The 12,120-nt window shown below is 63.0% G+C and carries 12 protein-coding genes; 6 read left to right on the forward strand and 6 right to left on the reverse strand.

Features of this window, described 5'->3' with window-relative positions; all coding sequences use genetic code 11:
* Window positions 1-18 precede the first annotated feature (18 nt).
* Complete coding sequence (locus ACQ3C8_RS10870; protein ID WP_428851582.1) at window positions 19-933, reverse strand: LysR substrate-binding domain-containing protein; 915 nt, start codon at window positions 931-933, stop codon at window positions 19-21.
* Window positions 934-1,073: 140 nt separating this feature from the next.
* Between ACQ3C8_RS10870 and ACQ3C8_RS10875 the strand changes: the two genes are divergently transcribed.
* From ACQ3C8_RS10875 to ACQ3C8_RS10885, 3 genes are read left to right on the forward strand one after another with little or no spacing between them, the layout of a single operon-like run.
* Window positions 1,074-1,865 carry an SDR family NAD(P)-dependent oxidoreductase gene (locus tag ACQ3C8_RS10875; RefSeq protein ID WP_428851583.1) on the forward strand — a complete coding sequence of 264 codons (792 nt, stop codon included), beginning with the start codon at window positions 1,074-1,076 and terminating at the stop codon, window positions 1,863-1,865.
* A 47-nt stretch (window positions 1,866-1,912) separates the two neighbouring features.
* Window positions 1,913-2,908, forward strand: a complete 996-nt coding sequence (locus tag ACQ3C8_RS10880) for a Bug family tripartite tricarboxylate transporter substrate binding protein (protein WP_428851584.1) — start codon at window positions 1,913-1,915, stop codon at window positions 2,906-2,908.
* A gap of 4 nt (window positions 2,909-2,912) precedes the next feature.
* Window positions 2,913-4,079 (forward strand): mandelate racemase/muconate lactonizing enzyme family protein, encoded by a 1,167-nt coding sequence (locus ACQ3C8_RS10885; protein WP_428851585.1) that lies wholly within the window; start codon window positions 2,913-2,915, stop codon window positions 4,077-4,079.
* Window positions 4,080-4,100: 21 nt separating this feature from the next.
* On the opposite strand, the gene ACQ3C8_RS10890 is transcribed toward ACQ3C8_RS10885, so the two are convergent.
* A complete protein-coding gene (locus tag ACQ3C8_RS10890) occupies window positions 4,101-5,033 on the reverse strand; it encodes a LysR family transcriptional regulator (RefSeq protein ID WP_428851586.1) in 933 nt (310 codons plus the stop codon).
* Between the two features lie 196 nt (window positions 5,034-5,229).
* Between ACQ3C8_RS10890 and ACQ3C8_RS10895 the strand changes: the two genes are divergently transcribed.
* Together ACQ3C8_RS10895 and ACQ3C8_RS10900 are read left to right on the forward strand one after the other, a co-directional pair.
* Complete coding sequence (locus ACQ3C8_RS10895) at window positions 5,230-5,706, forward strand: nucleoside deaminase (protein ID WP_428851587.1); 477 nt, start codon at window positions 5,230-5,232, stop codon at window positions 5,704-5,706.
* Between the two features lie 26 nt (window positions 5,707-5,732).
* Window positions 5,733-6,938, forward strand: coding sequence for an MFS transporter (locus tag ACQ3C8_RS10900; RefSeq protein ID WP_428851588.1), 1,206 nt, complete (start codon window positions 5,733-5,735; stop codon window positions 6,936-6,938).
* A gap of 35 nt (window positions 6,939-6,973) precedes the next feature.
* Here ACQ3C8_RS10900 and ACQ3C8_RS10905 read toward each other — a convergent pair whose 3' ends face one another.
* The 4 genes from ACQ3C8_RS10905 to ACQ3C8_RS10920 all read right to left on the reverse strand — a co-directional run bounded on the left by ACQ3C8_RS10905 (window position 6,974) and on the right by ACQ3C8_RS10920 (window position 10,776).
* Complete coding sequence (locus ACQ3C8_RS10905; RefSeq protein WP_009523236.1) at window positions 6,974-7,462, reverse strand: flavin reductase family protein; 489 nt, start codon at window positions 7,460-7,462, stop codon at window positions 6,974-6,976.
* 129 nt (window positions 7,463-7,591) lie between these two features.
* Window positions 7,592-8,650, reverse strand: coding sequence for an LLM class flavin-dependent oxidoreductase (locus ACQ3C8_RS10910; protein WP_009523237.1), 1,059 nt, complete (start codon window positions 8,648-8,650; stop codon window positions 7,592-7,594).
* Between the two features lie 180 nt (window positions 8,651-8,830).
* Window positions 8,831-9,775 (reverse strand): LysR substrate-binding domain-containing protein, encoded by a 945-nt coding sequence (locus ACQ3C8_RS10915; RefSeq protein ID WP_428851589.1) that lies wholly within the window; start codon window positions 9,773-9,775, stop codon window positions 8,831-8,833.
* A 56-nt stretch (window positions 9,776-9,831) separates the two neighbouring features.
* Window positions 9,832-10,776 (reverse strand): SDR family NAD(P)-dependent oxidoreductase, encoded by a 945-nt coding sequence (locus ACQ3C8_RS10920; RefSeq protein ID WP_428851590.1) that lies wholly within the window; start codon window positions 10,774-10,776, stop codon window positions 9,832-9,834.
* Window positions 10,777-10,874: 98 nt separating this feature from the next.
* Between ACQ3C8_RS10920 and ACQ3C8_RS10925 the strand changes: the two genes are divergently transcribed.
* Window positions 10,875-11,936 (forward strand): CDP-6-deoxy-delta-3,4-glucoseen reductase, encoded by a 1,062-nt coding sequence (locus ACQ3C8_RS10925; RefSeq protein WP_428851591.1) that lies wholly within the window; start codon window positions 10,875-10,877, stop codon window positions 11,934-11,936.
* The last annotated feature ends 184 nt before the right edge of the window (window positions 11,937-12,120 follow it).

Below are 12,120 nucleotides of genomic sequence, written 5' to 3' on the forward strand. Positions count from 1 at the left end.
GCGCGCGCCTAACGCACCCTAGCGGCGCGGTTGCCCCGCCAGGAGCGCAACGCGCACGGCGTGCTGCCCGCCAGCCTGGATCAGGCACTCGCGAAAAGCCGCCTTGAGCCGCTGCTTGCCGCTGTCCGCAAGCTGGGCAAAGACGATCGAACGCATCATGCCGCTCTTGCCGAACGGTACGGCCTGCAGGCGATGCAGCTTCAGGAAAGTCTTGCTACTCAGCGGGATAATCGATACCCCGAGGCCATACCGGACCATTTGCCCAATCGCCTCTAAGGAGTCCAGCTCCATGACCAGATTGGTCGGCAACTTGCGTTTCTGCAGATCGGCCTCGATGAGGCGGTTCACCCAGAAATTACGATTGAAGCGGATGTAGGGATACCGCGCCAGCAACTCGCGATCCGTCATGGTTGGGGTATTCATTGGGGCAATCACCACGATCGGCTCTTCGGCGAAAGGGGTCCACTCGAGATCCGGGAGCGGACCGCCGGGGTCGCTGATGATCGCGGCATCCAGCTCACGATGCCGCAGGCGATCCGCGAGCGATGGCGACAACCCGTGCTCGAGGCGGATCTGTGCCCGCGGGTGCGCGCGCCGGAATGCCAGCAGCGCCTTCGGCAACACACCGGTCAACGCCGTGGGAATCGCGCCGATTTGCAGTGTCCCGGTCAGGTCCTCTGAGGAGGAGACAGCTTCATACAATTCCCCGTACTGCGCGACCACGGCGCGCGCCTGGACGACCAGCGCATGTCCCTGTGCGGTCAGCTGCGCTGGCTTGCGCGCACGATTCAGCAGCACCGTCTTGAATTCGCTCTCCAGCTTGGCAATCTGCGCGGCGGCAGCCGGCACGCTGACGAATACCCTCTCGGCAGCTGCCGAGATGCTGCCGAAATCGGCGACCGCGATCAGTGTCTTCAATTCCTTGATCGACATCTTTCCATCCCCTCTCGCACAGCCTTGCACCTGCGCATCATTTTAGGTTTTGATTAACTTGATCAGAAAATAATACAGAAAAACAAAATATTGGAGACTGCTACGCTTCAGCGCATCCCATTCAACACGGAAGATGCGAAATGACAGCAACACAAGGAAAACTGGCAGGTAAGGTCGCAGTCGTCACCGGCGGTGCAAGCGGTTCGGGCGCAGCGATCTGCCGCGAATTCGTTCTGCAGGGTGCGCGCGTTGCCATTGCTGACCGGAATCAGGAAGCCGCCGTCCGCCTGGCCACGGAACTGGCAGAGTTGGGCGAGGCACGCGCATTTGCGGTGGACATCACGGACTCCACGGCTGTCAACGCACTGGCCGCCGAAGTACGCGCCGCGTTCGGGCATCATGCCGACATCCTCGTCAACAACGCTGGCGTGCGCATCGTCAAACCTGTGCTGGAACACACGGATGATGATTGGCACAAGATGATCAGCATCAACCTGACCGGGCATTTCTTCTGCACCCGCGCCTTCGCGCCCGCCATGGTGGACACGGGCTGGGGCCGTGTCATCAACATTGCCTCGATCGCCAGCTTCGTGGGGCGCCCGGACCGCGCCGCATACTGCGCCGCTAAATCCGGTGCACTGGGACTGACCCGTGGCACCGCCATTGACCTGCGTCATCGCGGTGTGACGGTCAACGCCATTGCACCGGGATCGATTGCCACGCCGCTGAACGCGGAAGCCAAGAACGACACCGATGTGGACTGGGGCGCGGAAACCCTGGTCGGCCGCTGGGGTGAAGGGCGCGATATCGCATTGGCTGCCGTCTACCTGGCATCTGATGATGCCTCGTACGTCAACGGTACGACGCTCACGGTGGATGGCGGGTGGGTCTCCGCCAAGGCACGCGACGGCGAGATCGCATCGCACGCTTGATGGTGCCGCTGCGGCCAAGCACACATACTAAAAACATGGAGGAAGACATGCAACAGATTTCCCGTCAGCGACGTGCCCTGCTGTGCGCCACCGCCCTTGGTGCAATCCTGTGCGCGGGCGGCGCACCATCTGCCATGGCACAGACCTACCCGGCCAAGCCGGTGCGCATCATCGTGCCATTCCCGGCCGGCGGCGTCACCGATCTGATTGCGCGCCTGCTGGCCGAAAAACTCGGCGCGACATGGAAGCAGAACGTCATCGTCGAGAACCGGGGCGGCGCGAGCGGCATGATCGGTGCTGACCTGGTCGCCAAATCGCCGCCAGATGGCCTGACCCTGCTGCTGTCCTCGACGGCCGAGGTGGCCATCAACCAGAACCTCTACAAGAACATGTCTTACGATCCGGCACGCGATCTGCTGCCGATCACGCTGACCGCCACGACGCCGCTGATCTGGGTGACGCACCCGAAGACCGGCCTGACGAACTTCGAGGCGCTGGCGGCCGCGAAACGTGCCGGCAAGAGCGTGTCGTACGCTTCGGCTGGCAGCGGTGGCGTGCAGCATATGGCTGGGGCACTGGTGGAAACCAAGCTGAAGATGGGGCTCGCCCACATTCCGTATCGCGGCGGCTCCCCTGCCGTTGCCGATGTCCTGGCTGGGCACGTCGATACCTCGTTCTCCTCTGCCCCACTGGTGGTCCAGTACATTCGCGACAAGCGGCTAAATGGCCTGGCGGTGACCTCGACCAAACGCATGGCAGCACTTCCCAATCTGCCGACAATGAATGAAGCGCTCGGGATCCAGGATTTCGAAGTGCTCAACTGGTACGGGCTGTTCGCCTCCAAGGGAACGCCTGTCGCCATTCTCGACAAGATCAACCACGACGTGGTCGCAGTGCTGCAGATGCCCGAAGTACGCGCGCGCATCACCGAAGCCGGGGCGGATCCTGTTGGTAACAGCCGCGAGGCGTTCTCGACCTTCTGGCGTGCGGAGATCGGCAAGTATGCGGACATCATCGCAGCCTCCGGTGCGAAAGTGGACTGAGTCGATGAGTGCGCATCAAGCCGGAACCGGAAGCGCCACCGCTCGCCCGGCGCTGCACATCCGCGCGATCGAGATCTTCCGCGTGGCCGTGCCGCTGGTCGGCGAGGGGTTTCGCAATGCCTATGCCCATAGTGTCGACCAGCACAGCATCATCGTCCGTATCACCACGGACGAAGGCATCGGCTATGGCAATGTGGACCCCCTGCCAGGATACTCGGCGGCCTCCATCGATCAGTCCCTGGCGGCGTTGCGCGATACCTTGGCACCGGCCCTGCTGGGCATGGACGCCGCCCAGCCCAACGCTATCCTCGCCACCATGGAGACGCAATGCCCCCAGGGCTACGAAGCCATGGCGGCGCTGGAGATGGCGTGCCTCGACGCATTGGCCAACGCACTGAAGGTTCCGGTGTGTACGCTGCTCGGCGGCGCTGTCCGGCACACAGTCGGATTCAATGCGTGGATCGGACTGGTCGATGCCGGCCACGCGGCACGCGAAGCAAAAGCGTGGCAGGCACGCGGCTTCCGCTCGGCCAAGATCAAGCTCGGCAGCGGCGTCGATGCCGATTGCGCCCGCGTGCTTGCGGTCCGCGCCGCGGTCGGGAAGACCATGGCGCTGCGCGCGGATGCCAACGCAGCCTATTCCGTGGCTGACAGTATTGCGCTCGGCCGTGCGCTCGCGCCGGCGGAACTGCAACTGCTCGAACAGCCGGTCGCAGCCGATGATCTGGCAGGACTTGCGGAGGTGCGCCGTGCCGTGCCGATGCCCATCATGGCGGACGAGGCCATCACGGACCATGCGAGCCTGATCGATGTCATCCGTGCAGGTGCGGCAGACATCATCAAGCTCAAGGTCATGAAGCAGGGTGGCCTGCTGCGCACGCGCGCCATGATCGACACGGCCGCGGCGGCAGGCATGCCTGTCGTGATCGGCCACGGTTTTGGTCTGGGCATCAGCACCCTCGCAGAAGTGGCAGTGGCCGCGAGCACGCACGCCGTGATGGACGGACTTGAAGCCGTAGGCCCGTTGAAAATGCGTGACGATATCTGCGTCAGTCCGCTCGACCTGTCCGGCGGTACGCTGCAGGTGCCAAGACACATTGGCTGGGGTGCGATGGTGGATCCGCACAAGCTCCAGCAATATCAGGTCGAGTACGTTTCGATACGGGCATAGCCGCTGGCGGCGGGAATGCCGCTACGATGGTTGATCTGCGACTACGCCATCCGCCGCATGTGAAATGCCCAGGATCGTCTCCTCCGCAATCGCCAGGAAGCGCGCTGCGGCGAGCGACAGGCGTGTGTTGATGCGGCTGACGAGATACAGCTTGTGGGCAATCGCATCGCCTTCGATCGGCACCACGGCCAGCCCGAGCGACTGCGCGAGCTCGGTGACGTAGCCGGGAATCAGCGCAATACCCGCGCCGTACCGGCACAGCGCGAGGCTCGACATCAGCGATCCGCCGCCGATCACCGAGGTGAATTCCAGCCCCTCGCCAGCCAGCACCTGGTTGACGATGCGGCCGAAGCCATAGCCTGCGCGCAGGCCGATATGCGGATAGGCTGCGAGCGCCGCCAGCGTGGCGCTGGGGGCTGCCGCCAGGGTATGTTCGGGACGGCAGGCAACCCACATGCTGCTGCGGTACACCTCCCGCCGCTGCAGCTTGGGATGCGGCTCGGCCATCGAAACCAGCGCGACATCGGCCTTGCCGTTCAGGACATGGTCGATCCCCTCATCCGTGGTCAGCTCGTACAACTCCAGATGCACGGCGGGATTCTCGGCATGAAAGACCTGGATGGCGGGCGCCATGAGGCTAGCCATGATGAGGGGCGACGCGGCAATATGCACGCGCCCACGATCCAGCGACTTGAGGCTGCGGACACTGCGTTCGGCCACATCGACAGACGCGAGGATCTCGAGCGCCAGCGCATACAGTTCCGCTGCGCCGTCGACCGGAATCAAGGTGCGCGCGGAACGTTCGAACAGCTGGAACTCCAGTGCATCCTCGAGCTCGCGGCAGATCTTGCTGACCGCCGATTGCGTCATGTGCATGCGCTCGCCCGCCAGCGTGAAGCTGCGCGTCTGGTAGGCCGCAACGAAAACCTTGAGCTGGCGGATGGTGATATTCATGTCTGGAGTGGTCTCAGCGGCAAGTTCGATCTGGTGGCATACTGGGCGCACGCGCATGCTGGCGCCGTGATTGCCGGCATGCTGCGGTCTGGCGCGACACACGTAATGTCCCACCATTCAAGATTGATTTCCATCCGGCCCCCGCGCAGTCGACAGTATGCCTCGCCGGATCTGATACCAGAACACCGATATTCCGATGACGACGCACAACCTCTTCCTGGATGAAGCCATCGCGCTGGCGCTGGCAAACGTACAAGATGGAGGCCGGCCCTTCGGCGCCGTGGTGGTCAAGGAAGGCCGCATCATCGCACGCGGTGTCAACCGCATGCAGGCGGATCACGACCCGACCGCGCATGCGGAACTGCTGGCCTTGCGTGCCGCCGGGCAGGCGCTGCGCAGTACGCGGCTCGACGGCTGCGCCGTCTATGCCAGCGGCCAGCCATGCCCCATGTGCCTGGCAGCCATGCGCATGGCGGGCATACACGACATCACCTTTGCTTACTCGAATGCACAGGCCGAACCGTTCGGCCTGTCGACCGCGGCCATCGCCGCGGAACTGGCCAGACCGCTCGATCAGCAGCCCGGTCTTTCACTGCGTCACGAACCGCAGCAGGTCCCGGATGAGGACCACCTCTATCGTATCTGGCAGCAGCGCATAGCGCGCCAGCCATAACCCGTCCAGCAGAGAGGAGAAGCGGCGTGACGGATCTGAGCCATTCCAGGAACAATGTATGGCGTCTGGCGATCGCACAAGCGCTCGCTGGCGCAAACTCGACCGTGGTGTTCGCCACCGGCGCGGTCATCGGCCACGGGCTGGCGCCAAACAAATCGCTGGCCACCTTGCCGATCTCGATCTTCGTGGTTGGCATGGCAGCCGGTACCCTGCCAGTCAGCGCGATTGCCGAACGGTTCGGGCGCAAGACAGCTTTTCAGGTAGGCACCGCGTGCGGTATCGCCATGGGGGTGATTGCGGGCCTGGCGCTGTACCTGCACTCGTTCGCGCTGTTCTGCCTGGCGATGGTGTTCGGCGGCGCGTATGCGTCGGTGGTGCTGTCGTTCCGCTTCGCCGCCGCCGAATGCGTAGCGCCGGCTGACCGGGCCAAGGCGCTGTCGACCGTACTGGCAGGCGGGGTGGTCGCGGGGGTCATCGGGCCGCAACTGGTCACCTACACGATGTATCTGTATCCGCCGGCCGCGTTCATGCTGACGTATATCCTTGCCGGCGCCGTGGCGCTGATCGCGTCATTCGTGCTCGCCGGCATCCAGCTGCCGCACACCCCGGCCAAGGCAGATGCGGTCGGCGGGCGTCCGCTCGGCATGATTGTGCGGCAGCCGCGCTTTATCGGGGCGGTGGTCTGCGGTGTGGTCAGCTACGCGCTGATGAATTTCCTGATGACTTCCGCGCCGCTGGCGATGAAACTGCATGGCCATTCGCAGGAAGCATCCAACCTGGGACTGCAGTGGCATGTCATTGCCATGTATGCGCCCAGCTTCTATACCGGCAAGCTGATCACGCGTTTTGGCGCGAAGCCGGTGGTGGTGGTCGGCCTGGCCCTGATCGCGATGTCAGCCGTCGCCGGCCTCATGGATGTGGCACTGATGAACTTCTGGGTTGCGCTCATCCTGCTCGGCGTAGGCTGGAACTTCGGCTTCGCGGGTGCCTCGGCGCTCGTGCTCGAATGCCACAACGCAGCGGAGCGTACGCGGGTCCAGGGCCTGAACGATTTCATCGTGTTCGGCACCATGGCGCTCGGCTCGTTCGCCTCGGGCGACCTGCTGGACCGCTATGGATGGGAAGTGGTGTGCTGGCTGATGTTCCCGCCGGTGCTGATCGCTTTCGCCACACTGGCAATGACACGCGGATCGGCAAGGCAACCGGCAGTGGAGTCGCCGGCTGCGAAGTAGACTTATGCGCCGGGCCTGTCCCGGCGCGGCATCCCTCAGGCTGCCACGCGTTCGAGCTGCACGAACTGTCCTGCGTGGAAGCCCAGCGGCTCGTTGACGTAGCGCTTGCAGGTCAGTACTTCACCCACGAAGATGATGTGATCGCCGCCCTCGTAACGATGGACTGTGCGGCATTCGAAATGTGCAGCGCAATGCTCGATGAGCGGCAGTCCGGTGCGTCCCTCCAGGATATCGATGCCTGCGAAGCGATCCACGCCACGGGTAGCAAAACGCATGGCGACATCGCGCTGGGCGTCGCTCAGGATATTGATCGCAAAACGATCGCCTTCCATGAAGCTCTGCAGGCTGGACGATTTCTTGTCGAGGCTCCACAGCACCATTGGCGGCGTCAGCGAGACCGCATTGAAACTGTTCGCCGTGAGTCCAACCGGCTGGCCGGCCGGATCGAGCGTGGTGACGACTGTCACACCGGTAATGAACTGCCCCAGCGCGGCACGAAAATCTTTGCTGTCGAAGGTATCCATACACGTTTCCATGCGAGTCATTCACCAGCAGGTCGCTGGGTACTTTGATTGCACTGACCGGACGGCAACCGCCGGCGTGCACGCAGCCCGGCCTTGCAGTCGCCTCTGCCCCTGCAACCGCGGTCTTCGCTACGATTGCAGCAGCGGCATCACCAATCGCCCAAAGATCGCCGCTTCATTGGCATGTGGATAGCCCGACAGGCAAAAGCCGCTGCATCCGGCCGCGAGGAATTCCTTGAGCTGATCGGCCACCTGCCGGGGATTGCCCACCACCGCCACACCGGCGCCCAGTCGCACCTCATTGATTCCGGTCCAGAGATGCGGTGTGAGTTTGCTACCGACTTCAGCAAGCTCCTTCTGCCGCTGGTTGGCCACGGAATCCACATGCCCGTCGCGCACGGATTTGCTTGCGCGCTGCTCATCGGCGCCCGCGACCAGCTGGTGTGCGAACTCCCAGGCTTCCTCTTCGGTCTCCCGGCAAATGATCTGCAACCGCATGGCAAATTCGATGGCCTGTTCGCGGCCATAGCTGCGTGCGAGTTCCTTGATCTGCTTGATCTGTCCAGCGATCACTTCCGGGTAATCGCCCCAGAACAGGTGGACGGCGGAATGGCGGGCCGAGATCTCGAGTGCCTGCTGGGAGCCGCCGCCAAGGAAAAAATCCGGAGCGCCGCCCGGCAGTTCGGGGATGATCGCGGGCGCGTCGACGTGGTAGAACTCGCCGTCGAACTTGACATTCTTTTCGGTCAGCAGCCGCTTGATGAGTACCACCTCTTCTTCGAGCTGACGGTAACGGGCTTCCTTGGAAGCGAGCTGGCCTTCGGAGGCAGCTTCTTTCTCGCTGATGCCGGCGATCAGATTAATGTAAATGCGCCCGCCGGTAAATTGACTGAATGACGCAATCATTTTCGCCTGCGCCACCGGATGGATAAATCCGGGTTTCATAGCAACCAGTGGCTTGATTTTTGGCTGGCGTGCGGCAATGAAGGAAGCCGCAGTCCAGGCATCCCAGCATGTCGGGCCGACGGGAATGAGCATGTATTCCATGCCGGCCTGCTCGGCGGCGGCCGTGACGTCGAGGAAATTATCCAGGCTACGCGGAATCATTTTCTCCGGATCGCCAAATGCCGAGCGATCGCCGTTGGTTGGGCAAAACCATCCCACGCGGACCTGCGAATTTTTCCCCATACTGTTGCTCTCCGACGTCTGCTGTTTCGATGACGAGGCCGGTGCGGCATCGATTTCATGGAAATGTTAGCATCGGGAAAACTGGCTGGAATGACGTTTTCTCATTCCAGATATGAACGGAATTAATTATCTGGATAATCCCATATCCGATATTGGGGCAATTAATCGCCACCTGGATTTTCAGCGGAATGGACCGTTGCGCCGCGCCTCGACGACTTCACGCAATTGCGTCTTGAGCCAGTTCACGGCGGGGTCGGCCTTGAATGTGGCGTGCGAGGAAACGATCAGATGCGACGACTTGATCGGCACCGGCGCTTCGTACGGTACGAGGTCGAGCACCGGGGCAATCTTGTCGACCAGTAGGCGTGGCACATGGCAAAGATAGCCGGCCTCGGCGGCGACCGCAGCCATCACCATGTAGTTCTGCACCACGGCGCCGATCTTGCGGCTCAACCCCATGCTCGTCAGCGTCTGGTCGACCATCCAGCCGCGATTGTCCGGCGGGCGGAACACCACATGGGGAATGGCGAGATAGGTCTCCATCGGGATCACAGATCCCTCGACAGGCACGTGGCCCGGCGCCATGACGACCACCGGCATGTCGGCCAGCATCTCATGCTCGATCCCCGCACCAGGAATGTCGCGCGTGCTGATCACCAGTTGCAGCGCACCGCTCTCGAGCAATGCGTGCGCGGTACGGTTGCTGGCGATGCTATCGAGTTCGAGCACGATGCCTGGCGCCTCCTGGGCAATCCTGGCGACCAGGGCTGGCGCCACGGCCAGCTCGATGATCTCGCTCATGGCGATCTTGAAGTTGAGGCGCGCCGTACCCGGATCGAAATGCGCGCCAAGGCTCAGTGCCGCACGAATATCGTCGAGCGCCTTGCGGATCGGGCCGGCCAGCTCGTTGGCCAGCGGGGTCGGCTGCAGGCCCGCGCGCGTGCTCACGAACAACTCGTCATCCAGTGCTACGCGCAGGCGCTTGAGCGCATGGCTGACGGCCGACTGCGTAAGCGCCATCTTCTCGCTCGCCAGGGTGACGCTCTTGAGCTCCCATAGCTCGAGAAACACCACGAGCAGGTTGATATCGAACCGGTGGAGGTTGATCTCTGTCGGACCTTTCATGCTTGAGGTGTCTCCAGTGTTCTTGTGCCCGACCCGCCGCTGCGGCGTCAGGACGCTTACCGGCTATCGGTCATCAATGCGTGCGCGCGAAGGTGTGGCCGGCTGTCGAAGTAACGCTCGACGCTTGGATACCGCAGGCGAATACGCAGTTCGTTCCGGAGCCGGCTATTGTCGAGTTGCCGTGACTCGCTCATGAAACTGAACTGCACCGGCGACACACCACTGCGCACAGCGTCACGGCTCAGCCGTGGCGGCTTTGGCAATCCGGTGCGCTCGGCTACCAGATCGAGATAGTCACCCATCAGCAGACGAGAGTCGTCGCTGGCATGTACGATGCGCTGCGGACGTCCGCGCGTCATTGCGGTCACGACGATACGGGCAAGGTCATCGGCATGGATATGGTTGGTATAGACATCGTCGGCGGGCTGCAACGCAGGCGTCCCCCGCGCCAATCTCTCCAGCGGCAGGCGGTTGTCCGCGTAGATGCCAGGGATCCGCAGGATGGTGGTCCGCCAGCGCATGCAGTTCCCAAACCGGCGGATCGCGGTTTCGGCATCCACCCGTCGCACTGCTCGGTCCGTCGTGGGTCGCGGCATCGTGTGCTCGTATACCAGTGCGCCACGCTGGTCGCCATAGACACCGGACGTGCTTGCATAGATCAGTACGCGCCTGGCACGGACATCGCGGTCGGGTAAAATGGAGTCGATGTATGCTTGGCGCGGGTGGCCTAGCCCTGCAGCATGCGCATGGCGCGCGGGCGTCGCCCGGCTCAATACATGGAGCAACCCACGGGTGCGCCTATCGCGCGAGCCGGTGTTCTGCGGGGGCGCCAGATGCAGCACGCGCGGCGCCAGCGATGCCAGCCGGCGCAATGACGCGGGCTGATCGAGATTCGCCACCAGCGGCACCACCCCGGCTTCACGCAATGACGCCACGCGCTGCGGATCAGAGGTCACGGCGAAGATACGGTAACGTCCCTGCAGTAACGGCACGGCGCGCATCCCGACATCTCCGCAACCGACGATCAACACGCGAGGCAGGCCAAGACGGCGCGTGCGGAGACGGGCAACCGTTAGTTTTTTCATAGATGGATTGTAGTATGTCTTTTCAAGTGACTGTGCGCCCGAGCGGCCATACATTTCAGGTCGACGCAGACGAGTCGATCCTCGCGGCAGCGCTGCGCCAGGGCATTGGCATGCCCTATGGCTGCAAGAACGGCGCTTGTGGCTCATGCAAGGGTGCGGTGGCAGAAGGTGATTTCGTGCAGGGCGAACATGCCGAGCGCGCGCTGTCCCGTCAGGAAGCTGCAGAGGGCAAGGCGCTGTTCTGCTGCGCCACCGCGCGCAGCGACATGATCATCGAATGCCGCGAGGTCCAGGGTGCGGGCGATATTCCAGTACGCAAGATGCCGGTGCGTGTCGCATCGCTGACCCAGCTGACTTCCGACGTGATGGTGATCCGCCTGCAGTTGCCTGCCACGGAACGCATGCAGTTCCTCGCCGGGCAGTATGTGGAATTCCTGCTGCGCGACGGCAAGCGGCGCAGTTACTCGATCGCCTCGGCACCGCATGAAGAAGGCCCGATCGAACTGCACATCCGCCATATGCCCGGCGGCACGTTTACCGATTTCGTATTCGGCGCGCGTGAAGGCCAGCCGGCCATGAAGGAGCGCGATATCCTCCGTTTCGAAGGCCCACTCGGTAGCTTCTTCCTGCGCGAGGACAGCGACAAGCCGATCATCCTCCTTGCTTCGGGCACCGGCTTTGCGCCCATCAAGGCAATTGTCGAGCATGCCGCCTACCAGAAGATCGAACGGCCGATGACGCTGTACTGGGGCGGCCGCCGTCCGGCCGACCTGTATATGCGCGAGCTGTGCGAACAGTGGGCGGCCACGCTGCCGAACTTCAAGTTCGTGCCGGTCATCTCGGATGCACTGCCGGAAGACGCCTGGACGGGCCGGACCGGCTTCGTCCACCTGGCCGTGATGGCAGATCACCCCGACCTCTCGGGCCACGAGGTGTACGCCTGCGGCGCGCCGGTCATGGTTGACTCGGCGCGACGCGACTTCCACGCCCAGTGCGGCTTGCCCGAGACCGCCTTCCATGCGGACGCGTTCACCTCCGAAGCGGACCTCCATGTCGCCTCTACGCAACCCGCCTGACAGGGCCGCCGCAAAACTTTTGACACTTGGGGAAAACGACTATATTCTTGCCCCCATGAATACGCTGACGATCCGACGCCGCCGCTCCACGTTGCCCTTCCGGGCGCCGCGCGGCTGACCGTTTCTTGCGTGTTGTAGATCAAGCAGGTCGATGAGCCACGGGGCAAGCTCCGTGGCTTTTTTA

This window comes from Imbroritus primus (assembly GCF_964332355.1).
GTDB lineage: Bacteria > Pseudomonadota > Gammaproteobacteria > Burkholderiales > Burkholderiaceae > Imbroritus > Imbroritus primus.